19 protein-coding genes are annotated in these 22,905 nt (G+C 63.9%); 9 read left to right on the forward strand and 10 right to left on the reverse strand.

Features of this window, described 5'->3' with window-relative positions:
- Positions 1 to 45: 45 nt before the first annotated feature.
- The 6 genes from HX830_RS20850 to HX830_RS20875 all read left to right on the forward strand — a co-directional run bounded on the left by HX830_RS20850 (position 46) and on the right by HX830_RS20875 (position 6,776).
- On the forward strand, positions 46 to 1,056 hold the full coding sequence (locus tag HX830_RS20850; RefSeq protein WP_152737385.1) for a GlxA family transcriptional regulator: 1,011 nt from the start codon (positions 46 to 48) through the stop codon (positions 1,054 to 1,056).
- A 63-nt stretch (positions 1,057 to 1,119) separates the two neighbouring features.
- Complete coding sequence (locus tag HX830_RS20855; protein ID WP_177102331.1) at positions 1,120 to 2,064, forward strand: 2-hydroxyacid dehydrogenase; 945 nt, start codon at positions 1,120 to 1,122, stop codon at positions 2,062 to 2,064.
- 62 nt (positions 2,065 to 2,126) lie between these two features.
- Positions 2,127 to 2,522 carry an SH3 domain-containing protein gene (locus HX830_RS20860; RefSeq protein ID WP_177102333.1) on the forward strand — a complete coding sequence of 132 codons (396 nt, stop codon included), beginning with the start codon at positions 2,127 to 2,129 and terminating at the stop codon, positions 2,520 to 2,522.
- Between the two features lie 106 nt (positions 2,523 to 2,628).
- On the forward strand, positions 2,629 to 4,455 hold the full coding sequence (locus HX830_RS20865) for a glycoside hydrolase family 15 protein (protein ID WP_177102335.1): 1,827 nt from the start codon (positions 2,629 to 2,631) through the stop codon (positions 4,453 to 4,455).
- Positions 4,456 to 4,609: 154 nt separating this feature from the next.
- Positions 4,610 to 5,935 (forward strand): Nramp family divalent metal transporter, encoded by a 1,326-nt coding sequence (locus HX830_RS20870; protein ID WP_177102337.1) that lies wholly within the window; start codon positions 4,610 to 4,612, stop codon positions 5,933 to 5,935.
- A 94-nt stretch (positions 5,936 to 6,029) separates the two neighbouring features.
- A complete protein-coding gene (locus HX830_RS20875; RefSeq protein WP_177102339.1) occupies positions 6,030 to 6,776 on the forward strand; it encodes a class II aldolase and adducin N-terminal domain-containing protein in 747 nt (248 codons plus the stop codon).
- A 156-nt stretch (positions 6,777 to 6,932) separates the two neighbouring features.
- Here HX830_RS20875 and HX830_RS20880 read toward each other — a convergent pair whose 3' ends face one another.
- The 3 genes from HX830_RS20880 to HX830_RS20890 form a co-directional block, all read right to left on the reverse strand.
- Positions 6,933 to 7,991, reverse strand: a complete 1,059-nt coding sequence (locus tag HX830_RS20880; protein ID WP_177102341.1) for a GlxA family transcriptional regulator — start codon at positions 7,989 to 7,991, stop codon at positions 6,933 to 6,935.
- A 161-nt stretch (positions 7,992 to 8,152) separates the two neighbouring features.
- A complete protein-coding gene (locus tag HX830_RS20885; protein WP_177102343.1) occupies positions 8,153 to 9,814 on the reverse strand; it encodes a choline dehydrogenase in 1,662 nt (553 codons plus the stop codon).
- Positions 9,815 to 9,875: 61 nt separating this feature from the next.
- Entirely contained in the window at positions 9,876 to 11,045 is a 1,170-nt protein-coding gene (locus HX830_RS20890) for an aromatic ring-hydroxylating oxygenase subunit alpha (RefSeq protein ID WP_177102345.1), read from the reverse strand.
- A 272-nt stretch (positions 11,046 to 11,317) separates the two neighbouring features.
- Between HX830_RS20890 and HX830_RS20895 the strand changes: the two genes are divergently transcribed.
- The 3 genes from HX830_RS20895 to HX830_RS20905 all read left to right on the forward strand — a co-directional run bounded on the left by HX830_RS20895 (position 11,318) and on the right by HX830_RS20905 (position 13,062).
- Entirely contained in the window at positions 11,318 to 11,668 is a 351-nt protein-coding gene (locus HX830_RS20895) for a toxin (RefSeq protein ID WP_177102347.1), read from the forward strand.
- Positions 11,658 to 11,972 (forward strand): helix-turn-helix domain-containing protein, encoded by a 315-nt coding sequence (locus HX830_RS20900; protein ID WP_152737376.1) that lies wholly within the window; start codon positions 11,658 to 11,660, stop codon positions 11,970 to 11,972. The genes HX830_RS20895 and HX830_RS20900 overlap by 11 nt, the downstream gene beginning before the upstream one ends.
- Before the next feature lie 148 nt (positions 11,973 to 12,120).
- The gene (locus HX830_RS20905; protein WP_177102349.1) at positions 12,121 to 13,062 is read left to right on the forward strand and encodes a cupin; all 942 of its coding nucleotides are present in this window, start codon (positions 12,121 to 12,123) and stop codon (positions 13,060 to 13,062) included.
- Positions 13,063 to 13,068: 6 nt separating this feature from the next.
- Here HX830_RS20905 and HX830_RS20910 read toward each other — a convergent pair whose 3' ends face one another.
- The 7 genes from HX830_RS20910 to HX830_RS20940 all read right to left on the reverse strand — a co-directional run bounded on the left by HX830_RS20910 (position 13,069) and on the right by HX830_RS20940 (position 22,902).
- Entirely contained in the window at positions 13,069 to 13,989 is a 921-nt protein-coding gene (locus HX830_RS20910; protein ID WP_177102604.1) for a LysR family transcriptional regulator, read from the reverse strand.
- Positions 13,990 to 14,050: 61 nt separating this feature from the next.
- Positions 14,051 to 15,292, reverse strand: a complete 1,242-nt coding sequence (gene hcnC, locus HX830_RS20915; RefSeq protein ID WP_177102350.1) for a cyanide-forming glycine dehydrogenase subunit HcnC — start codon at positions 15,290 to 15,292, stop codon at positions 14,051 to 14,053.
- Between the two features lie 3 nt (positions 15,293 to 15,295).
- Positions 15,296 to 16,696: a cyanide-forming glycine dehydrogenase subunit HcnB gene (hcnB, locus tag HX830_RS20920; protein WP_177102352.1), complete on the reverse strand. Its 1,401-nt coding sequence runs from the start codon at positions 16,694 to 16,696 to the stop codon at positions 15,296 to 15,298.
- Positions 16,693 to 17,007, reverse strand: a complete 315-nt coding sequence (gene hcnA / locus HX830_RS20925) for a cyanide-forming glycine dehydrogenase subunit HcnA (RefSeq protein ID WP_103498975.1) — start codon at positions 17,005 to 17,007, stop codon at positions 16,693 to 16,695. The genes hcnB and hcnA overlap by 4 nt, the downstream gene beginning before the upstream one ends.
- Before the next feature lie 257 nt (positions 17,008 to 17,264).
- On the reverse strand, positions 17,265 to 20,384 hold the full coding sequence (locus tag HX830_RS20930; RefSeq protein ID WP_177102354.1) for an efflux RND transporter permease subunit: 3,120 nt from the start codon (positions 20,382 to 20,384) through the stop codon (positions 17,265 to 17,267).
- Positions 20,381 to 21,640: an efflux RND transporter periplasmic adaptor subunit gene (locus HX830_RS20935; protein ID WP_177102356.1), complete on the reverse strand. Its 1,260-nt coding sequence runs from the start codon at positions 21,638 to 21,640 to the stop codon at positions 20,381 to 20,383. The genes HX830_RS20930 and HX830_RS20935 overlap by 4 nt, the downstream gene beginning before the upstream one ends.
- Positions 21,637 to 22,902 (reverse strand): TolC family protein, encoded by a 1,266-nt coding sequence (locus HX830_RS20940; RefSeq protein ID WP_177102358.1) that lies wholly within the window; start codon positions 22,900 to 22,902, stop codon positions 21,637 to 21,639. The genes HX830_RS20935 and HX830_RS20940 overlap by 4 nt, the downstream gene beginning before the upstream one ends.
- Positions 22,903 to 22,905: the final 3 nt, after the last annotated feature.

Consider the following 22,905-nt stretch of genomic DNA (forward strand, 5'->3'; position numbering starts at 1 on the left):
TTCCGGGGATTGGCCGGACCGACACTTTCGAGGGGAAAACTGACAATGGACGCGCCCACGGCCGCCATCGACCGCGCCACGCCAGCCGACAACGCCGTGTCCGAGATCGGCCTGCTCCTCTATCCCGGCGCGCAGACCGCCGCCGTCCACGGCCTGACCGACCTGTTCAGCGTGGCCAATCGCATGGTCGCCGAACACGGCGATGCGGCCCGGCGGCTGCGTGTCAGCCATTGGGCCACCGGCGCCACGGGCGAGTCCCTCGAACGGATCTACGACAGCCAGCCGGGCATGGACGGCCATCCGGTCGCCGTGGTCATTCCCCCTTCGCTGGGCGATACGCCCTCGCCCGCCGCCCTGCAACTCAGTGCCGCCTGGGTCCGCGAACAACATAGCCACGGAGCGATCATCGGTTCCGTGTGCATGGGCGCCTTCGTGCTGGCGCAGACCGGCCTGCTCGACCAGCGTCCCGCCACCACCCACTGGAATTCGGCCAAGGCCTTTGCCGCGCTCTACCCGCAGATACGCCTCGACACCGACAAGCCGATCATCGACGACGGCGACCTGATCACCACCGCCGGGCTGATGGCCTGGGCCGAACTGGGCATGCGCCTGGTCGAACGGCTGCTGGGGCCGGGGATCGCCACGCGCACCGCGCGCTACCTGCTGATCGAACACCGTGACAACAGCGAATGCGCCGGCAACTTTGCGCCGATCCTGGGCCACGGCGACGCCGCAATCCTCAAGGTCCAGCACTGGCTGCAAAGCAGCGGCGCCCTGGAGGTGAGCGTAAATGCCATGGCCGACAAGGCCGGCCTGGAGGAGCGCACCTTCCTGCGCCGCTTTCGCGCCGCCACCGGCCTGCGTCCGACGGAGTACTGCCAGCACCTGCGGGTTGGCAAGGCGCGGGAAATGCTTGAATTCACCAACGGCACCGTCGACCATATCGCCTGGACCGTGGGTTACCAGGACCCCGGTGCGTTCCGTTCGACCTTCAAGAAAATCACCGGTTTCTCGCCCAGTGATTACCGAGGTCGCTACGGCGTCAGGGCGACCTGAGCTCAACCACCGGCAGGGCAAGGCCTTGCCGGTCACTCTTATTGATACGGCCCGGAGAAACACATGAGCAAGGTGCTGCTGGTACTCGTGGAAACCGTCGACGACTACCTGCCAATCATCCAGAAGCACGGCTTCGAACTGATCCTGGCGCCGACCCAGGCCCTGCGCGCGCAAGCGATCGCCGAGCAGGGCGAACGCATCAATGCCGTGCTCACCCGCGGCCCGCTGGGGCTGTTCGCCGAGGAAATCGCCGCCCTGCCCAAACTTGAAATCATCTGCGTGATCGGTGCCGGCTATGAAAAGGTCGACCTGCACGCCGCCGCGCAACGGGGCATCGTCGTGACCAACGGCGCCGGTGCCAACGCCTCGTCCGTGGCCGACCATGCCATGGCCCTGTTGCTGTCGCTGGTGCGCGATATTCCCCGCGCCGACGCCTCGGTGCGCCGTGGCGAGTGGCGCAAGCTGATGCGTCCGTCCCTGGGCGGCAAGCGCCTGGGCATCCTCGGCATGGGCGCGGTGGGCCAGGCGATTGCCCAGCGTGCGGCCCTGGGTTTCGGCATGACGGTGAGCTATCACAACCGGCGACCGCGCACGGATATCGATTACCACTATTGCGCCACGACCACCGAACTGGCGCTGGCCTCGGACTACCTGATCATCGCCACCCCAGGCGGTGCCGGCACCGACGGCCTGATCGGCCGACAGGCTCTTGAAGCCCTCGGCCCGCAAGGGTTCCTGGTCAACATTGCACGCGCCAGCGTGGTGGTGACCGCCGACCTGGTGGCCGCCCTCCAGCAAGGTCGCCTCGCCGGTGCGGCACTGGATGTGTTCGACGACGAACCGAATGTGCCTGAAGTCCTCAAGAGCCTGGGCAACGTGGTGCTGACACCCCACGTGGCCGGTCTGTCGCCGGAAGCCTCCGAAGCCACGGTAGCGCTGGTGGCCGAAAACCTGCTGGCGTATTTTTCCGGCCAGCCGGTACTCACGCCGATTGCCCTTCCCGGCTGACGGCCAACGAGCCAACCCATTATGATCACCACCTTCCCACACACCTGATGGACACCTCCCGCATGGAACGCACCGCCCGCCTGCTGCCTCTTGCCTGCCTGCTGCTGGGCCTCTCGCCCTCGACCTTTGCCGCCGAGGCACCGGTCGATTGCGATGCCCTGCATGAAAAAGCCAACGCCGAAGCCGGCAGCTACCGCCCCCCCGTCGAAGGCAAGGTCATCGGCCAGGGCCGGGTCTACTTTCACAGCGCGCCCAACAGTGCCTGCATCACCAAGAAGGTCTTCGTCGTGCCTGGCGACGGCCTCACGGTGTACGCCAGCACCGAGGACGGCTGGGCCCAGGTCATGTACATCGCCAAGAACGGCGATGACTTCAGCGGCTGGGTCGAGGAAAAGCGCGTCGAACTGGGCCAGCACTACGGCGGTGACCCGGCGCCCGAAGACACCCCGGAGCAATAAGCGTCTCCCCGCCTGAACTCCGCCGAGGAATGCCAGTCAGCTCAATAAGTGCATTCAAAGGCCTGCGCTGACAGCGGCAGGCCTCTCTACCCGGAGTTTCGCGGCCATGCCTGATCTTTCCAACGAACCCCAGAGCGCGATCGAGGCCCACGGCGTCATTGGCGACATGAGTAGCGCCGCGCTGGTCAACGATCGCGGCAGCGTCGACTTTTTCTGCTGGCCGGCTTTCGACAGCCCCTCGATCTTCTGCGCCTTGCTCGACAGCCCCGAAGCCGGGATTTTCCAACTGGCCCCGGACCTGCCCGATGCCCGTCGCGAACAGATCTACCTGCCGGACACCAATGTCCTGCAAACCCGCTGGCTGAGCGCCAGCGCGGTGGTGGAAATCACCGATCTGCTGCCGGTCAGCGATGATGAAAACGACCTGCCGATGCTGATCCGTCGGGTCCGGGTGATCAGCGGCCGGGCCACCTTCCATGTGCGTTGCGCCGTGCGCCATGACTATGCCCGCGCCGCGACCCGTGCCCGTCTCGACGGCGACGATGTGTGCTTCGAGGCGCCGGGCCAGCCGAGTCTGCGCCTGTGCTCCGACCAACCGCTGCAACTGGAGCGGCAGGCCGCCGTCGCCCGCTTCACCCTGGAACAGCAACAGAACGCCGAATTCCTCCTCGGTGCGGTCGACGATCCACGCATCAAGGTCGGCAGCAGTGACCTCGCCCTGCAACGCACCTTGACCTTCTGGCGCCATTGGCTCGGACGCTCGAACTATCGCGGGCGCTGGCGCGAAGCGGTCAACCGCTCGGCCCTGGCCCTCAAGCTGCTGACCTCGCGCAAGCACGGCGCGATCCTCGCCGCCGTTACCTTCGGCCTGCCGGAAAGCCCCGGCGGCCAGCGTAACTGGGACTATCGCTATACCTGGATCCGCGACGCCTCCTTCACCATCTACGCCTTTATGCGCCTGGGTTATGTCGAGGAAGCCAACGGTTTCATGCGCTGGTTGCGCGGACGGGTCGGCGATTGCAGCGATCAGCCGTTGAAGCTGAACATTCTCTACGCCATCGATGGCACCCAGGAACTGCCGGAAACCGAACTGACGCACCTGTCCGGCCACGGTAATGCCCGTCCGGTGCGTATCGGCAACCAGGCCTACGAGCAGGTCCAGCTGGATATCTTCGGCGAGTTGCTGGACGCGGTGTACCTGACCAACAAATACGGCGAGGCGATTTCCCATGAAGGCTGGCTGCATGTCGGCCAGATTGTCGATCAGGTCTGCGACACCTGGAACCAGACCGATGTCGGGATCTGGGAAATGCGCGGCGAGAAACACCACTTCCTGCACTCGCGGCTGATGTGCTGGGTCGCCCTGGACCGCGCCATTCGCCTGGCCTCCAAGCGCTCGCTGCCGGCCCCGTTCGCCCGCTGGGACCAGACTCGCCAGGCGATCCACGCCGATATCTGGAGCAACTTCTGGAACGCCGAACGTGGACATTTCGTCCAGCATATCGGCGGCACCGGCCTCGACGGCTCGATGCTGCTGATGCCACTGGTGCGCTTTGTCGGCGCCACCGATCCGCGCTGGCTGGCGACCCTGGAGGCGATCCAGAAAAGCCTGGTGCGCGACGGCATGGTCTATCGCTATCGCAACGACGATCACCCCATCGACGGCTTGCCGGGCAGCGAAGGGGCCTTCGCCGCCTGCTCATTCTGGTACGTCGAATGCCTGGCCCGGGCCGGACGGGTGGAGCAGGCGCATCTGGAGTTCGAGCAACTGCTGCGCTATGCCAACCCGCTGGGACTCTACGCCGAAGAGCTCGACCCGCAAGCCCGACACCTCGGTAATACCCCGCAAGCACTGACCCACCTGGCGCTGATCAGCGCCGCGTGTTTCCTCGACCGCAAACTCAGCGGCGAGGTTACGCCGTGGCAACCCTGACGCCGCTTGCTGAACCCATATCTTGTGAGGGGCGGTGCTTGTGTGGGAGCGGAGCTTTTCAGATTGAATATCCTTTTCAATCACCTCGATAGCTTGGGCCATGCGCGCCAAACGTCTAAGCTGGCATTTCCCGCCTGTTGTTCTGGAACGCCGTGTGAAATTCAGCCTGCCGAAAGTTGCCACCGCCCCCTTCTGTCCCTCTGAAGTGAACGGCTCCATTGCTGTCGACCGCGGGGCACCGTTCTTCAAGCGCGCCCTGCGCTTCGCCGGGCCCGGCCTGCTGATTTCCATCGGTTACATGGACCCGGGCAACTGGGCCACGGCGATCGAGGCCGGCTCGCGTTACGGCTACAACCTGCTGTTCGTGGTGCTGCTGGCGAGCCTCGCCGGGATGGCGGTGCAATGCCTTTGCTCGCGCCTGGGGATCGCCACCGGCCGCGACCTGGCGCAGCTCTGCCGCGAGCGCTACAGCCCGCGCTCCGCCAAACTCCAATGGCTGCTGGCGGAAATCTCGATCATCGCCACGGACCTGGCCGAAGTCCTCGGTTGTGCCCTGGCCTTTCATCTGCTGCTGGGCTGCTCGCTGACCTTCGGCATTGCCCTGACGGCCTTCGATACGGTGCTGATCCTGGCCCTGCAGAACCGCGGCTTCCGGCGCCTGGAAGCGATCATGCTGGTGCTGGTGGCGACCATCGGCGTGTGTTTTTTCATCGAACTGGTGCTGATCAAACCCTACTGGCCGGACGTGTTCCAGGGTTTCAAGCCGTCCCTCTCGGCCATCAACGACGCCGCACCGCTGTACCTGGCCATCGGTATTCTCGGGGCCACGGTGATGCCCCATAACCTCTACCTGCACACCTCGGTGGTGCAGACCCGGCTGATCGGCACGGACCTGGCCAGCCGCCAGGACGCTGTGCAACTGGCGCGCATCGACACCCTGGGTTCCCTGGCCCTGGCCTTGCTGGTCAACGCAGCGATCCTGATCCTGGCCGCGGCGGCCTTCCACCAGAACGGGCATACCGCCGTGGTGGAGATCCAGGACGCCTACCACCTGCTCGACCCGCTGGTGGGCGGCGCGTTCGCCAGCACTTTATTCGGCATCGCGCTGCTGGCGTCCGGACAGAGCTCGACCTTTACCGGCACCATCGCCGGCCAGGTGATCATGGAAGGCTACCTGAACCTGAAGATTCCCTGCTGGCAGCGCCGCTTGATCACCCGTGGCCTGGCACTGATCCCGGCCTTTGTCGGGGTCTGGCTGATGGGCGAAGACGCGGTGGGCAAATTGCTGGTGCTGAGCCAGGTGGTGCTGAGCCTGCAGTTGCCCTTTGCGCTGTACCCGTTGATCCGCATGACCGGCGATGAACGCCTGATGGGACCTTTCGTCAATCGCTGGTACACCAAGGCTCTGGCCTGGGGGTTGTTCGTGGTGATCAGTGCGGCGAATGCCTGGCTGATCGTGCAACTGTTCGCCGCGGACTGAGGCAATGACGTCACGCCGTGTCGCTTCCCATCAAGCGGCCACGGCTGACAGCCCTAGACTCCTGGACATCATCCGCCGGGATCAGGAGTCCAGCATGAACATCGCCACCGAGGCGTCATCCCCACAGACGTTGTTGCGCCGGGAGCTGGCCTGCGCCTTTCGCTGGGCCGCACGGCTGGGGTTGCACGAGTCGATCGCCAACCACTTCAGCGTGGCGCTGTCGGCGGATGGGCGGGAGTTTCTGATCAATCCCTACGGCCGACATTTCTCGCGGATCAGGGCCAGTGACCTGTTGCTGGTCAAGGCCGACGATCCGTCGAGCCTGGCGGGCCCGAACGCACCGGACATCACCGCCTCGGCCTTGCACAGCGCGCTGCATCGCAACCAGCCCCATGCTCGCTGCATCCTGCACACCCATTCGAAATATGCCACCGCGCTGGCCTGCCTGGCGGATTCAAGCCTGCCGCCCATCGAGCAGAATGCCATGCGTTTTTTCGAGCGGGTGGCAATCGATGACGGATTCGATGGCATGGGCCTGGGGGACGAGGCCGAGCGGGTCAGCCGGCTGCTGGGGGACAAGCCGATTCTGTTGATGGGCAACCATGGCCTGTTGGTGGCAGCGCCCAGCGTGGCCCAGGCCTTCGATGATCTGTATTACTTCGAGCGGGCGTGCGAGGTGTATATCACCGCGTTGTCGACGGGAAGGCCATTGCGTATCGCCAGCGACGAGGTGGCGCGCAAGACTGCGCGGCAATGGCTGGACTATCCGGGGTTTGCCGAGAAGCATTTCGCGGCGTTGTTGGGGATTCTCGAGGAAGAGGAACCAGGGTTTGCGCACTAGCCAGCGGCCATCACGGAACCTGTAGGAGCATGGCTTGCCAGCGAAGCTTTTGGCGGTCTCGAGGGCCTCTTCGCGGGCAAGCCCTGCTCCTACAGGTTCGTGTCATACACAAAATGGGTGAACGACAGAAGACTGTAGGAGCAGGGCTTGTCGGCCTCACTCCTCCATCAGCGAGGAGCGCGGTTCGCGACTCAGCGGCTGGCGCATCACCGGCGCACTGAATACCTGGCTGCGGTCCTCGCTCGGTGGACAACCGAAACGCGCGCGGTAGGTGCGGGAGAAATGCTCCAGCGAACCGAACCCCGAACAGGCCGCGACCTGGGCCACACTCATGCGGGTCTGTTGCAACAGGTTATGGGCCCGCGCCAGGCGCAGGCTCATGTAGTACTTGAGCGGTGACAGCCCGGTGTGTTGCTTGAACTGGCGCTCCAGTTGGCGCTGGGACAAACCGACCTTGGCGGCAATCGCCTCGCAGTCCAGTGGCTCCTCCAGCGCCTGCTCCATCAACTGCACCGCACGGCGCATCTTGGCGCTGGACAACCGGGTACTCGCCAAACCGTCGTCGAGCTGGTTGTCCAACGGCTGGCGCACGCGGCCCATCAGCAGGTGCATGGCAATCTCGCGGGCCAGGTCGCTGTCCACGCTCTGCCCCAGCCAACTGATCATCATGTCCAGGGTCGAGGTGGCACCGGCACAGGTCAGGCGCTGGCGCTCCAGGGTATAGAGCTGGGTACGGGCCTTCACCCGTGGGTAGCTTTCCTGGAAACCCTGCCAGTTGTCCCAGTGCACCGCCGCTTCATAGCCGTCCAGCACGCCGGCGGCGGCCAGCAGTTCGGTGCCGGTTTCCACCCCCATCAACACCGCACCGAACAGTGCCTGCTTGCGCAACCAGCTTTTCAGCGATTGATTGCGGCTGTGCTTATGCACGTCGAAACTGGCGATCACCAGGCAGGCGTCAAAGCCCTGCCCGGCGTCGAGGGTGCCGGCGACCAGGGTGGACAAGCCGTTACTGGCGAGGACCGGCTGACCGTCGAGGGACAGCAGGGTCCATTCGAAAAGCGGGCGCTGGGTCAGCCAGTTGGCAATCGCCAGCGGTTCGATGACCGCCGCCAGGCCCAGGTGGGAGAACGACGGCAACAGCAAGACGGCGATACTCAAGGGCGCCGCATCGGCGCGGCGCCAGTCGGGTGGCTGAGTACTGGTTTGCGGGTTCATCGCTAGCCTCTTTGACGGGCTCTACGGTTGATTTCAGTGCAGGGATCTCCCACGCCTCCTGTGGGAGCTTGACCGTCCCTTGAAATGATTTTCAAAAAAACGGTCAAGACAATTGCTCCTACAAGGTTCCGTGGGGGGGTCAATATATCGGACCGCAGCTCTCAACGTTGCTCGGTTTGCCAGTGCGGATGTATCCACACCGGCGCCCGCGCAGCCGGCAAAGGCGAGCGCCCACGAATCAGATCGCTGGCCTTCTCCGCGATCATCACCGTCGGCGCATTGGTGTTGCCGCTGACAATCACCGGCATGATCGAGGCATCCACTACCCTCAATCCTTCCACGCCATGGACCCGCAACTCTGGATCGACCACCGCCTCGGGATCGTCGCCAGGCCCCATCTTGCAGGTACCGCTGGCATGGTAGCCGGTTTCGGTGACACGCCGGGCCCAGGCGTCGAGCTGCGCATCGCTTTGCGCCTGGGCACCGGGCACCAGTTCCTCCCCCGCAAACGCCGCCATCGCCGGCTGCCCGATGATTTCCCGCACCAGCCGCGCCCCCGCCCGCATATCGGCACGGTCCTGCTCGGTACTGAGGTAGTTGAACAGAATCCGCGGCGGCTGGCGTGGATCGCTGCTGCCGAGGGTGACCCGGCCCAGGCTGCTGGGGCGCATCAGGTCGATATGCACCTGGAACGCATGGGCCGGCACCAGGTCGACGCTGCCGGGCTTGACCGCCAGGGGCATGAAGGTCAGTTGCAGGTCCGGATGCTCGACCCCGGCCCGCGAGCGGATAAATGCCCCGGCCTCGAAGTGATTGCTGGCCGCCGGACCGTCGTGACTGACGAACCAACGGGCACCGATCCACCATTTGCCCGGCGCGGTGGTCCAGGGGTAGAGCGACACCGGCCGTTTGCACAGGTACTGCACCACGGCGTCGGGATGGTCGTTGAGGCGTCGGCCGACACCCGGCAGATCATGCCGGACCGGCAGGCCGAGATCACGCAACTCGGCGGCCGGACCTATGCCGGACAACAGCAGCAACTGCGGCGAATTGATCGCCCCCGCCGTCAACAACACCTCGCGCCGGGCCCGGGCCTGCCAGACATGGCCGTTCTGCTCGTATTCCAGGCCATGGGCGCGCTTGTCCTTGAACAGGATCCGCAACGCCAGGGCGCCAGTGGCCACCTGTACATTGCCGCGCAGCAGGGCCTCTCGCAGATAACCCTTGGAGGTACTCCAGCGCTTGCCGCCACGGGTGGTGCGATCCACCGGGCCGAAGCCTTCCTGGCGATAACCATTGAGATCGTTGCTCGGCGCATAACCGGCCTCGACCCCGGCCTCGACGAAGGCCGCACACAACGGCGTACCGATATCCCCCGGGGTGACATGCAAATGCCCCTGGGCGCCGCGGTAGGTATCCGGCCCCTCGGCATGGGCTTGGGCACGGATAAAGTACGGCAGCACCTCCTGGTAACTCCAGCCACTGCAGCCCTGGGCGGCCCATTGATCGTAGTCGCGGGCGTGACCACGGATATAGACCATGCCATTGATCGACGATGAGCCTCCCAGGGTGCGCCCGCGCGGCGTGCCGATCCGACGCCCGTCGAGCCCCGGTTCTGGCTCGGACAGATAGCTCCAGTTATAACGACTGCCGCCAACGACTATGCCCACCGCCGACGGCATATCGATGGTCCAGCTGCTGTCGGCGGGCCCGGCTTCCAGCAGTAGGATGCGCACGTCCGGGTCCTCTCCCAGGCGATGGGCCAGGACACAACCGGCGGAGCCGGCACCGACAATCAGGTAATCGAATTCGTGTTCGGACATGACCGGGCGTACTCCATCGCAAGGTTCAGACGAGCAGCGGCGCGGCTCGCCCCGGGGCGTTTCAGCGGTCGTTCTGGCCGTGAATACCCTGGAACACCAGCCGATGAAAGTGATGCACCAGGTGTTCGCTTTCATTGCTGCGCTGGGCGTCGATCATGTAGCGGCCCTGATCGTAGCCCAGGGAGCGCAGGCCCTTCTGCACCGAGATATTCAGGGCGATATCCTCGGGGCCCAGATCCTCGTTCATCCACTTCATGCAGGCGCTGCTGACCTCGGCGGTGCGAGCATTGGAGGAGTAATAGCCGAAGCGCAGCAGCGAGCGCTCGGCATCCAGCGGAATCATCATGAACGAGCCGAGGAACTCGGAAAACGGGAAGGTATAGAAGGTATTGTTCGGCCACAGGCCGATATTGAAAAAGCATTCCTCGGGGTTCAGGTCGCTTCGCAGTTTCACCCCATAAGCTTCGGTGGCAGCGAGATTGGCCGGCGCGGCGTAGGTCCACCAGTTGTCGCGTTTGGTCAACTGGTAGCCCTTGAAGTCAATGAGTTTGGCCAGGTCGATATGACAAGGCCCGGAAAGCTTGAAGTGATAACCCTCGATGGAGTTGTCCATGATCACCTTCCAGTTGGCCGGCACGATCACATCCTGTTCTTCAATCAGTTGCATGCGGACAAGGTCGGGAAAGACCCGGCGCATTTCCTCGTCGGCCCCGGGAAACAGTTCGCGCAACGACGCTGCCTCGGGGTCCAGGTTGAAGTAGATAAAACCGCCCAGTTCCTCGGTCCTCACCTTGGGGATATTGAACTGCCGCAACTCGAAATTTTTCATCCGCTCGCAACGTGGTGCACCTCGCAGGCCGCCATCCATTTCATAACACCAGGAATGGTAGGCACAACGTACCACCCCGCCGGTGGTGCCACGACGCTGTTCGAGCAAGCGGTTGCCGCGATGCTGGCAGACATTATGGAAGGCATGGATCTGCCCCTGCCGATTACAGGCCACCACGATGCTCTGGTCGAACAGGTCGCAGACCACGTACTGCCCCGGCTCGGCGAACTCGTTCTTGTGCCCGGCCACATGCCAGGCGCGCATGAAGATATTGTCGCGCTCAGCCTGGAACAGCCCCTCATCGAAGAAATACCGCGACGGCAAGGTGAAGGCTTCTTCGGGATCCTGCTGATCCCAACCTTCGACCCCGGATTGTTGTTTCTGGATATGAATCGGTTGCATGGACGTGCTCCTCGACCAGATTTGAGCGCTCGGTTCGGCTGCCGGCGTTGAAACCTAATCTAGAGCAGCCTCCCGGGCCGGGATTGATGGAAAACGACTCGTTCGATAGAGAAAACATCAACCGCGACCGACAGCAATCGTCCGACAAATCTCGCCCCCAAGAGCTGCAAACACAAAGGAAATACCCCACAAAGCGACTGTCAGGACTCAACTAGGGTGAAGAGCAGACACATATTCTCTCTTTCAATCTATACGTTAGTAGCGTACAAATAATGAATGCTCTGGTTATCGAACTCCCTCCCTTCGAGCGTCATCGCAGAGCCTACCTGGGCGACGAGGCGTTCCACTGTTTTCAACTCGCCTTGTTGCGCAACCCTGAAGCCGGCGAGGTCATCCAGGGCACCGGTGGGCTACGCAAGGTCCGTTGCATGGACATGAAGCGGCAAAAAGGTAAACGGGGCGGCATCCGGGTGATCTATTACAAATGGCCGCCAGGTTTCCAGTTCTGGCTGTTCACCCTGTACGACAAAGACCAGCAGGACGATTTGAGCCCGCAGCAGAAGGGAATCCTGAAGCGGCTTCTGGACACAGAGATAGAGGCGAGAAACCATCATGAAGCGTGACATTTTTGCAGAACTGGTCGAGGGCTTCGACGCCCTGGCCGATGACCGCCGGGGCAAGGTCACCCTGCGCACCCACAAGGTCCAGTTGAACAAGTTGCAACCGATCAGCGCCGATGAACTGGTGGCGATCCGTACCCAACTGAAGCTGTCACGGGCGGTGTTCGCCCTGTACCTGCGCACCAACACCCGAACCCTGGAAAACTGGGAACAGGGCCGGGCCAAGCCCAATGCCCAGGCCACCACGCTGATCCGGCTGGTCGAGAAGTACCCTGAAACCGTGGAGCGCCTGGCGTCCCTGGTCTGAAGCGACGGGCGAGTTTGCTATGCAGCAGCGTCGCCCCACTGCCCTTTTGCGCATAACTGCTGTTCCCGTTGAGGCCTTAATCCACGGCAGCACGCTTCGTATAGTGAGTGCTCTGCGCCCCATAACCACAACGTCGAGAGGCCCGAGCATGAACCTTCAACAGCCGATGATCGCCAGCACCGAACTGCCCGCCTGCGAACAGGACGCCGAGTACTTCGAGTACAGCAAGGCCGCCAACCCGATCAGCGCCGGATTGATCTCGCGCATCCCCTATCAGGACTTTCCCGCCTCGCTCTACAACAGCGGGCCGTCGCGGCTGGTGCCATTGGACCTGAGCGAGGCCCTCGGCTGCGAAGGCCCGGCAACCGGTCCCGGGCTGTGCGCGAACTTTATCCGCCTGAATGCCGGCGACTCGCTGACCCTGCAACCCAACGCCACGTCCCAGGTGCTTTATGTGATTGCCGGGCATGGCCGCCTGGTACAGGGCGAGTCCCGCTTCGAGTGGGACAAGGGCTGCTTTATCGCCCTGCCCGGCCGCCAGGCGGTCGAACTGGCCGCCGGCGAGGACAGCCGCTTCTACTACGTGCACGACGCACCGCTGCTGCGTTACCTCGGTGTCAGCAGCCAGCAGGACCGCTTCAGTGCCACCCTGTACCCGGCGCAGACCGCCAATGCCAAGCTGCGCGAAGCCGCCGACGACCCACGCGCCCAGGACCGCAGCCGGATCAGCATCCTGCTGGGCAATCGGCACTTCCCCCAGACTCGCACCGTGACCCATGTGCTCTGGGCGATGTACGGCATCCTGCCGCCGGGCTCGGTGCAGAAACCCCATCGTCACCAGTCGATCGCCCTGGACTTCATCATCGACTGCCCGCCCGGCTGCTACAGCCTGGTCGGCACCGAGGTCGATGAACACGGCCAGATCCGCAACCCGACCCGGGTCGACTGGGCGCCCGGACTGGCGTTCGTGACGCCGCCGGGCTATTGGCATGCGCACTACAACGAGTCGGACCGCGAAGCCTTCCTGATTCCGATCCAGGATGCCGGCTTGCAGACCTACCTGCGCGCCCTGGACATTCGCTTCAGCTGAGCAGAATCAGGGCTGCCAATAAGGTGGCGTGCCGATACGTTCGAGCATGAAGTCGATAAAACTGCGCACCTTCGACGAGACGGTGCGCTTGGGCGGATAGACAAACCAGAGTGATGCGGCGATCTGTGTGGCCTGGGCCTGCCAATCGGGCAGCCAGTGCACCAGTTCGCCTCGCCTGAGCAGATCGGCCACCAGCCAGTCCGGCAACAAGGCCATGCCCAAGCCCTGACGCACCGCCAGCAGTTGCGCATCCAGATCGTTGATCCGCAGATGGCCCTTGATTGCAACGCGCTCGGCCTGGGCGCCGGGGGACTGCCGCGCAACGAAAAACACCTCGTCAGGCAGGTTGCCATTCAGTATCGCAGCACACTCCGCCAGCGCTTGCGGCGAGTGTGGCGGCGAATGCTGCCGGGCGTACTCGGGGCTGACGCACAGCAGCGTGTGCTCGGCCGCCAGCTTGCGCGCCTTGAGCGACGAGTCCGGCAGCACCCCGACCCGCAGGGCCAGGTCGACACCGGCACTGATCAGGTTGACGTGACTGTCTTCCAGGGTCAGCTCCAGGCGGATTTGCGGAAAGCGCTCGGCAAAGTCGCCAAGCAGCGGCAACACATGATGCCGGGCAAAGGCCGGTGGCAGGTTGAGCTTGAGCAGCCCCCGGGGTTGCTGGTTGAGGGCCGAGGTCGCGGCCCTGGCCTGATCCAGTTCGGCGAGTACCCTCAAGGCGTGATGCAGAAAGGTTTCGCCGCCCTCGGTCAGGCGCAGGGTACGAGTGGAACGATTGAACAGGGCGATGCCCAGGTCCTGCTCCAGGTCCTTGATATAACGCGAGACGGTCGAGGCCTTGATCGAAAGCTTCTCGGCCGCCCGGGAAAAATTGTTGGCCTGGGCGGCCTCGACAAAGGCCGTGAGGGCGGCGAAATAGTCCATGCGGGTATCCACTCGGGTGCGGCTCAATGCGTGAGCCAGCGAAACACCTGAATAGATACCGTTATCCGACGCCTTTGAGCAAGCCCACCTCGAAGCGATCCGCCAGGAACGGCGTGATATCCAGGGGCAGCGGCTCCTGATGGACCAGCCGCTCCAGCATTACGCCGGTGATCGCCGACGTGAGGATGCCGGTACGGAAATGTCCGCAGGCATTGAGATAGCCCCCGACACCCGCCATCGGCCCGAGTATCGGCAGCTCGTCAGGCGAGCCCGGACGCAGGCCGGCCCAGCAGCGCTTGAGATTGATGTCCTTGAGTTGCGGCACACAGCGAATGGCCCCCTGGACCAGGCCGGCGACTTCCGCAAAGGTCGTACTGACATCGAAGCCCTTGTCCTCGGTGGTGCTGCCGATCAGGATTTCACCGTTGTCCTTTTGCGCCATATAACAATCGCTGGTGGTCAGGCAGCCCTCCAGCAGCTTGGGCATGCGCTCGGTCAGGAGAATCTGCCCCTTCACCGGCTTGACCGGCAGCCTGATCCCGCTGGCCTGCTCGCTGAGCTCGGCGGCCCAGGCCCCGGCGGCATTGATCAATGTGCCGCAGTGGAAGGTGCCCTGCTCGGCGGTGCGCACGCCGCTGACCCGGTCGCCCTGATGCAGAACGCCGATGACATTGGTGTTGAAGTAGAGGTCCACGCCATTCTGCCGCGCGGCCTCGGTGTAGGCATCGGCCAGGCGGAACGGGCTGACCTGGTGATCGCAGAGAAACTCCAGCGCCCCCTGCGCCTCATGGCTTACCGCAGGTTCCGCTTCGCGCAGTGCTTCACGATCCAGCCAGCGCAGCTGGTCCGCCAGGTGCGGAATGCGTGAAACGATATGCTCGGCATACTGTCGGTCCTCATCGTCATAGATCACGTATTTCAAGCCGGTGCGTTCAAACTTGAAGTCCATGCCATGGCGTTCGATCAGTTCACGGTGCAACGGCGGATAGAGCGCGTTGGATTGCAAGGCGAACTCGAAGAATGCCGGCGGCAGGATATGCGGGGTACTTGCGTCCACCGCCACCGCCGCACCATGGGCCTGGCGACGCTGGGCCGACATCATGCGGAAGAAGATCACCCCGCAGCCCAGCCCCACCGACTCGCCGATGGCCCAGAGACCGCCGGCCGAAGCGCGGGTCGCGTTGCCGGGACGCTTGGCGTCGATCAGGGCGATCCGCAGGTTCTGGCGCCGGGACAGGTGGTAGGCACAGGAAGCACCGATCACGCCGCCACCGGCAATCACCACATCATAGGTTCTGTTCATGATTCAGGCGTCCTTACCCAGACTCTCGAAGGCGGAAAAGGGAACTGGCTCGATGGGAAAACGCGGGCGCAGCCAGCCGACATCGGTGCGCCCGGTGGCCTGCCGCAGGCGGTCGCTGCAATAACCGACGCACATGCGCCCCTGGCAATCGCCCATGCTGATCCGCGTACGCATTTTCAGCGCAGCCATGTCCTCGACGCCCTGGGACAGAGCAAGGTCGATCTCGGCGCGAGTCGTGTGTTCGCAACGGCAGATCAATGTGTCGGCGCGGGGCAAGTCGATCTGCCGGGTACCGCGCCGGGTGTAGCGATCAACACCGGCGCGGAACTTGCGGATTTTCGTCAGTTTGTCCAGGTAGATCTGGCGCAGGACCAGGGCCCCCTCGGCGTCGAGCACATCGCGCTGCATCAGGATCGACACGGCGGCAATCCTGCCGGCCAGCATCGCCGCCTCGCCGCCGCGAATCCCGCCCATATCGCCGGCCAGATGGATGGTCGGTTCGCTGCTCTGCTGCCAGACGTTGCTCTCGGGCCGCAGGCAGCCGTCCTCACCGACGCCATGGGCCAAGCCCATCTGCTGACTGAGTTGGGTGCGCGGGACAAAACCATAACCGACCGCCAGGGTCTGCGCTTCGACCCGCCGCGCCTGGGCGAGGTCCGGCTGCCAATCGCTGGAATACGGCGCCAGGGTCACGCTGGTCAACTCTTCCTGCCCCTGGGCTTCGACCACACCCCAGCCGTAGTAAAACGGGATGCCGTGCAATTTCAGATAGGCGAGCATGCTCAAACCGTCGAGAAACATCTGCGGCTTGTTCAGCAGGGCCAGGCTTTCGCGGGCGATCCGGCCCAAGGCGCTGGCTTCATAGACACCCGCCACCGGCACCCCGGCCGCGTGCAACTGGCAGGCCACCAACGGCAGCAAGGGACCGGTACCGGCAATCACCGTGGTCCCCAACGGCTTGACCACGCCGCTCTTGATCTGCAACTGCAAACCGCCGAGCAGCATGACTCCGGGCAAGGTCCAGCCGGGAAACGGCACGTTGCGCTCATGGCAGCCGGCCGCCAGCAACAGTTGCGAATACTCGATCTGCCGCAGGTGCTCGTCGGCATCCAGGGCCATCAGCGTTCGCGTGCCTTCACCACCGAGAATCCGCGTGCCCAGGCGCACATCGACCCGGTCGGAATACCGCGCGAACTCACCGTGCAGACGCTCCAGCACTTGGCGGTAGCGCGTGCCCAGATAGCCGAGGTCGACTCCCTTGCGTAATGGTCCGCGATAGACCACGCCCCCCAGGCGCGAGGCTTCCTCGAACAGTACGCTGGGTACCGCGTGCCGGGCCAGCTCGGCGGCGGCGGCCATGCCCGCCGGACCTCCGCCGACAATCACCACGGGCAGGCGGCTCATAGCACCTCCAGCACGGGGAAGCGGCTGACAGCGGTTTCGATCTGCATGCCGGGCCGTACCAGCGTCTGGCAGGCCCGGCGCTTGTGCCGGCCATCAATCGAGACCAGGCAGCACTGGCAAACGCCCATGCCGCAGAAGGCTCCGGCGATCTCGCCATGATCGTTGCGCGCCAGCTGTCGCAGGCCGACCGATTGCAGCACGCTGAGGACGGTCTCACCGGCAGCGGCCGGTACGGGTTGACCGTTGAGGTGGACGGTCATGTCCACCTGGGAAAGGGGTTGGATATCGTGTTGTCGATCCAGGTTTTGCATAGGTGCATCATCCATGACTAGCGTGAAAGGTGCACGCTAAGGGATTCGGCACTCCGGCCATTTGATCCAGGCCAGTAAAGAGAAACAAAAGTCCTGGGGGCCGCTTCGGCGCTCCGGTGGTGTCAGAGGTTCCGCGTCGCGCCGTTCGCGGGCAAGCTCCGCTCCCACAGGTCTGCGGTCGTACACAGGTTTTGTGTTTGACTCGGACAATGTGGGAGCGGAGCTTGCCCGCGAAGCAGGCGACACGGTCCATCGCTCTAACGCCGACGTTTCATCAACCAATACGCCGCCGGCAGCACCAGCATCGACAACAACGGCGCGGTGATCATGCCGCCAACCATCGGCGCGGCAATCCGCTTCATCACCTCGGACCCGGTACCGCTGCCCCAGAGAATCGGCAGCAGACCGGCGATAATCACCGCCACCGTCATCACCTTGGGCCGGACCCGCAACACCGCGCCCTCGCCGATGGCCTCCAGCAAATCGCCGTTCTCCTCCCGTCCGGCATCCAGACGCGCCGTCCAGGCATTCTTCAGATACAGCAGCATGATCACACCAAACTCCGCCGACACCCCGGCCAGGGCGATAAACCCCACTCCCGTGGCCACCGACAGATTGAAGCCCAACAGGTAGAGCAACCAGACGCCGCCGGACAGCGCAAAAGGCAAGGTCAGCATGATCAGGCCCGCCTCACTGAAACGCCCGAAGGTCAGGTACAGCAGCACGAAAATGATCAGCAAGGTGGCCGGCACCACCCACATCAGACGGGCATTGGCCCGCTCCAGGAACTCGTACTGCCCGGAATAGGACACCGTCATCCCGGCCTTGAGCTTCACCTGCTGCGCCACCTGTTGCTGCAGGTCACGAGCGGTCGACGCCAGGTCGCGGCCCCGGACATCCACATAGACCCAACCGGACAGCCGGCCATTTTCGCTGCGCAACATCGGCGGTCCCGCAGTCACGCCGATATCCGCCACCGCACCGAGGGTGATCTGCTGCCCGCTGGCGGTGAGTATCGGCAATTGCTGTAAGGCCTGCGGACTGTCGCGCCATTCCCGTGGATAACGCAGGTTGATCGGATAGCGGGCCACGCCCTCGACCGTCTCCCCCACCGTACTGCCACCCACGGCACCGGACACCACCGCCTGCACATCGGCAATGCTCAGCCCGTAGCGGGCCGCCGCCAGGCGATTGATCCGAATGTCGAGGTAGCTGCCTCCGGTCAAGCGTTCCGCCAGGGCCGAACTGACCCCGGGCACCTGCTTGGCGACCGCTTCGACCTGATGGGCGACCTCATCGATATCGGCCAGCGACGTGCCGGCCACCTTGACCCCGATCGGGCTCTTGATACCGGTGGCGAGCATATCGATACGGTTGCGGATCGGCGGCACCCAGAGGTTCGACAGCCCCGGCACCTTGACCGCCTGGTCCAGCGCTTCGATCAGCTTTTCCGGGGTCATACCGGCACGCCATTGCTCACGAGGCTTGAACTTGATGGTGGTTTCGAACATCTCCAGGGGGGCCGGATCAGTGGCGCTTTCCGCCCGCCCGGATTTGCCGAAGACATGCTCGACTTCCGGCACCGTGCGAATCATCCGATTGGTCTGCTGCAACAGCTCGCTGGCCTTGCTCGCCGGCAACCCTGGCAATGCCGAAGGCATATACAGCAGGTCGCCTTCATCCAGCGCCGGCATGAATTCCCCTCCCAGCTGGCTCAAGGGCCAGAGGCTGGAAAGGAAGATCATCAGCGCCAGCGCCAGGGTCAACTTCGGCCATTTCAGCACCGCATCCAACAGCGGACGATAGGCCGCGATCAGCCAGCGATTAAGCGGGTTCTGCTGCTCACTGGGAATATGACCGCGAATCCAGTAGCCCATCAGCACCGGCACCAGGGTCACCGACAATCCCGCCGCCGCCGCCATCGAATAGGACTTGGTAAACGCCAGCGGCCCGAACAACCGCCCTTCCTGGGCCTCCAGGGTAAACACCGGGAGGAACGACAAGGTGATGATCAACAGGCTGAAAAACAGCGCCGGCCCGACCTCCGCCGCCGCCTCGCCGATCACCCGCCAATGGGCCTCGCCTTGCAGCTTCTGGCCGGGATGGCGCAGTTGCCAGGCTTCGATATGTTTATGGGCGTTCTCGATCATCACCACCGCCGCATCGACCATCGCGCCGATGGCAATGGCGATACCGCCGAGGGACATGATGTTGGCGTTGACGCCCTCGATGCGCATCACGATAAAGGCCATCAACACCCCCAACGGCAGGGTGATGATCGCCACCAGGGACGAGCGCCAGTGCCAGAGGAACAGCAGGCAGACCAGCGCCACCACACCGAACTCTTCCAGCAGTTTGAAGCTGAGGTTGTGCACCGCCCGGTCGATCAGCTGCGAACGGTCGTAGGTGGTGATCAGTTCTACCCCGGGCGGCAGGCTGCCGCGCAAGCTGTCGATACGGGCTTTCACCGCCTGGAGGGTTTCATCGGCGTTCTTGCCGGAACGCAGGATCACCACGCCACCGACCGCCTCGCCTTGACCGTCCAGCTCGGCGATGCCACGGCGCATCTCGGGGCCGACCTGGATCGTCGCCACCTGGCCGAGCAACACCGGCACGCCTTGCGCCGAGGTTTTCAGCGGGATATTGTGAAAGTCCTCCAGGCTCTTCAGGTAGCCCGAGGCACGCACCATATATTCGCGCTCGGCCAGTTCCAGTACCGAACCGCCGGCTTCCTGGTTGGCGCTCTTCAGCGCCTCGTTCACCTGCTGCTGGGTGATGCCGTAGGTCACCATCTTCTGCGGGTCGAGCAGCACCTGGTATTCCTTGACCATGCCGCCGATGGTGGCGACCTCAGCCACATTGGGCACGGTCTTGAGCTCGTATTTGAGGAACCAGTCCTGGATCCCGCGCAACTGCGCCAGGTCATGCTGCCCGGTGCGGTCCACCAGGGCGTACTGATAGATCCAGCCGACACCGGTGGCGTCCGGGCCGAGGGTGCTGGTGACGCCCCGGGGCAAACGACCCTGGGCCTGGTTGAGGTATTCCAGTACCCGCGAACGGGCCCAGTACAGGTCGGTGCCGTCCTCGAAAATCACATAGACAAAGGAGTCGCCGAAGAACGAGTAACCGCGCACGGTCTTCGCCCCGGGGACCGACAGCAAGGTACTGGCCAGCGGATAGGTGATCTGGTTTTCGACGATCTGCGGCGCTTGTCCGGGAAAGCTGGTACGGACGATTACCTGGGTGTCGGACAGGTCCGGCAGTGCATCGAGCGGCGTGTTGCGCACCGACCAGATACCCCAGGCGACAATAAACAGAGTCGCCAGCAGGATCAGGAAACGATTACCGATGGACCAGTGGATCAGGCGCTTGATCATTTCCTGCCCTCCATCGAGTCCGTCGCTTCCATTGGTGCCATCGGAGCCATTGCTTCATCGGTTGGAACTATGCCTTGCAGGCTGGCTTCCGAGTCGAGCAGGAACTGCCCGGAGGTCACCACTCTCTGACCTTCGCTCAGACCGTCGAGCACTTCGATACGCCCGGCGGACTCGCGTCCGATACGGATTTCCATCGGTTTGTAGCGGCCCTGATCCCCGGCCAGCATCACCAGGGTGCGCTTGCCCGTGCGGATCACCGCTTCGCTGGGCACCAGCAGGCTCGGGGTCGGATCGGGATCGGCGAGGCGCACACTGGCGAACATGCCCGGACGCAACTTGCCGTCCGGGTTGGGCAGTTGACTGCGTACCGTCAGGGTGCGGTTCTGCGGATCGACACTGGGTAATACCGCCACCACCTTTGCGGCCAGCGTCTGTCCGGGATAAGCGGACAAAGCGACGGATACCGAAGCGCCCACCTGGACAGAAGTTGCCTGCGCCTCGGGGATCGCGGTATCGAGCCAGACACTGCCCAGCCCGTTGATCCGCGCCAGACTCATCCCGGCGGACACACTCATCCCGGCACGGACCTCCAGGCTTTGCAGCTCACCGGCAATCGGCGTGGTCAGGGTCAGCACCGGACGCACCTTGCGAGTCTTCTCCACCTGGGCGATCACCACCTCGGGCATGCCGAGCAATTGCAGGCGTTGGCGCGAAGCCTGGATCAAGCGACCATCGCCGCTGGCAAGCACGGCGACAAACTCCAGTTGCGCGGCCGACCACTCCGGTATCAACAGATCCACCAGCGGTGCGCCGGCCGGCAACACATCACCGGGGGCGCGATCATAGACCCGCTCGACAAAGCCCGCCGCACGGGCTTGCAGATTGGCGATATCGCGCTGGTTGTAGCCCAGCGAACCGACGGCATCAAGACCGCCGGGCAGGCGTTCACGTACCACCGAGGCCGTGCGCATGCCGAGGTTCTGGGCCAGTTGCGGCGACACGCTGATGGACGAGGTGTCCTCGGCGCCATCGACATACTTGGGCACCAGTTGCATGTCCATGAACGGCGATTTGCCCGGTGCATTGAAATGCTGGGTCGGGTACATCGGGTCAAACCAGTACAGGGTCGGGCGTTCCTTTTTTGCGCCATCGGCCGCAGCGGACATCAGGGGCCCACCGTGGCCGAGCCAATAGCCACCGGCAACACCGAGTCCGGCCAGCGTGAGGGTCAACAGCGAGTAAGTGAGCTTGTTCATTTCAGGCCCTCGACATAGGCGTAGTACAGGCTGGCGGACAGTTGGCTGAACTGATTCTGTTGGCTGACGCTGCGCAGCTGTGCCTCGATCAGATCGCGACGGGCGCCGATCACTTCGTTCAGCGGGCTCTTGCCGGCCTTGTAGGAGGCCAATGAAAGCTCGGCGCGGCGCTCGGCCAGGGGAATCGCTGATTGTTGCGAACGCTCCAGGGCTTTCTTCAAGCGTTCGAGTTCGGCCAGGCCGCTTTCCAGCTCGGCCTTGTGCTCACGCAACATGACTTCCTGTTCGGCCTCCCGCTGCTCGACCTCATGCTGCCGCGCATTGATCCGCGGCCCTTGGCGGGAACCGGTGAACAGCGGCAGGTCGAAGGTGAATTGCAACGACGCCATGTCGCCGCCGAACTGTCGGTCACGGTGACCGTAGACCAGCTCGACGCCCCAGTCGGGCTTCTTCTGCGCGATGGCATCGGCCAGTTCGGCATTGGCTTCGCTGACCCGGGCCGTGGCGGCCTGCAGGTCCGGATGGCGCCCCAGGGTGTGCTGGGTATGCGGCAGGATCGGACCCCAGGTCGGCGGCCCGTCGACCAGAGGTTGATCGGCATCGGCCCCGATCCAGCGGCGCAGCTTGGCCCGGGCCATGGCGATGTTCTGTACCAGTTCGTCACGGCGGTCGGCAAGGGCCAGGGCTTCTTGATCAGCCTGGAGCAGATCGCCTGCCTGCGTGGTGCCGGCGGCGATACGCGACGGGGTGGTGTTGCGCAACAGCGCGACCTGATGGTCCAACTGATCGAAGTTTTTCACACTGAGTTCGGCGTAATAGACATTCAGCCAGGCCAGCGCGGTTTGCCGCTTGACCTCCAGTAACGAGGCCCGCCGCTCGGCTTCGGCGACGTCCACGCTGGCCAGCGCCAGCTGCTTGCGGGCCAGGCGCTTGTCGCTGTTGGGCACCTCCTGGCGCAGGCCGATCTGGCGCTCGGTCATCGAGTCGCCGTCAAAGGAATAACGCCCGGAACCCTGGATCGGCAGGTCCTGGATCCCCAACATCAACTTGGGATCGGGCAACGCATCGGCGGGACCGACCGAGGACTGTGCCGACTCGACCTGCGCCAGGCGCGCAAGGTTTTCGGGGGCGGTGTTTTCGGCCAGGTGCTGGGCCCGCTCGAAACTCAGCGGCTCGGCCCTGACGGCCACCAGCGGGCTGGCGCCCAGGACAACAGCGATCACACCGGCCAATACGCGGTGTGAGGGAAGGAAAGCGAACATGCT

Source organism: Pseudomonas gingeri, assembly GCF_013385425.1.
Lineage (GTDB): Bacteria > Pseudomonadota > Gammaproteobacteria > Pseudomonadales > Pseudomonadaceae > Aquipseudomonas > Aquipseudomonas gingeri_D.

What these genes read in the sequence shown, in the direction of transcription:
- HX830_RS20850 (WP_152737385.1), top strand. Translation starts at nt 46, where the DNA reads ATGGACGCGCCCACGGCCGCCATCGACCGCGCCACGCCAGCCGACAAC.
- HX830_RS20875 (WP_177102339.1), top strand. Translation starts at nt 6,030, where the DNA reads ATGAACATCGCCACCGAGGCGTCATCCCCACAGACGTTGTTGCGCCGG.
- hcnC (WP_177102350.1), bottom strand. Translation starts at nt 15,292, where the DNA reads ATGAACAGAACCTATGATGTGGTGATTGCCGGTGGCGGCGTGATCGGT.
- HX830_RS20885 (WP_177102343.1), bottom strand. Translation starts at nt 9,814, where the DNA reads ATGTCCGAACACGAATTCGATTACCTGATTGTCGGTGCCGGCTCCGCC.
- HX830_RS20880 (WP_177102341.1), bottom strand. Translation starts at nt 7,991, where the DNA reads ATGAACCCGCAAACCAGTACTCAGCCACCCGACTGGCGCCGCGCCGAT.
- HX830_RS20860 (WP_177102333.1), top strand. Translation starts at nt 2,127, where the DNA reads ATGGAACGCACCGCCCGCCTGCTGCCTCTTGCCTGCCTGCTGCTGGGC.
- HX830_RS20890 (WP_177102345.1), bottom strand. Translation starts at nt 11,045, where the DNA reads ATGCAACCGATTCATATCCAGAAACAACAATCCGGGGTCGAAGGTTGG.
- HX830_RS20930 (WP_177102354.1), bottom strand. Translation starts at nt 20,384, where the DNA reads ATGATCAAGCGCCTGATCCACTGGTCCATCGGTAATCGTTTCCTGATC.
- hcnB (WP_177102352.1), bottom strand. Translation starts at nt 16,696, where the DNA reads ATGAGCCGCCTGCCCGTGGTGATTGTCGGCGGAGGTCCGGCGGGCATG.
- HX830_RS20940 (WP_177102358.1), bottom strand. Translation starts at nt 22,902, where the DNA reads ATGTTCGCTTTCCTTCCCTCACACCGCGTATTGGCCGGTGTGATCGCT.
- HX830_RS20865 (WP_177102335.1), top strand. Translation starts at nt 2,629, where the DNA reads ATGCCTGATCTTTCCAACGAACCCCAGAGCGCGATCGAGGCCCACGGC.
- HX830_RS20895 (WP_177102347.1), top strand. Translation starts at nt 11,318, where the DNA reads ATGAATGCTCTGGTTATCGAACTCCCTCCCTTCGAGCGTCATCGCAGA.
- hcnA (WP_103498975.1), bottom strand. Translation starts at nt 17,007, where the DNA reads ATGCAAAACCTGGATCGACAACACGATATCCAACCCCTTTCCCAGGTG.
- HX830_RS20900 (WP_152737376.1), top strand. Translation starts at nt 11,658, where the DNA reads ATGAAGCGTGACATTTTTGCAGAACTGGTCGAGGGCTTCGACGCCCTG.
- HX830_RS20905 (WP_177102349.1), top strand. Translation starts at nt 12,121, where the DNA reads ATGAACCTTCAACAGCCGATGATCGCCAGCACCGAACTGCCCGCCTGC.
- HX830_RS20935 (WP_177102356.1), bottom strand. Translation starts at nt 21,640, where the DNA reads ATGAACAAGCTCACTTACTCGCTGTTGACCCTCACGCTGGCCGGACTC.
- HX830_RS20855 (WP_177102331.1), top strand. Translation starts at nt 1,120, where the DNA reads ATGAGCAAGGTGCTGCTGGTACTCGTGGAAACCGTCGACGACTACCTG.
- HX830_RS20910 (WP_177102604.1), bottom strand. Translation starts at nt 13,989, where the DNA reads ATGGACTATTTCGCCGCCCTCACGGCCTTTGTCGAGGCCGCCCAGGCC.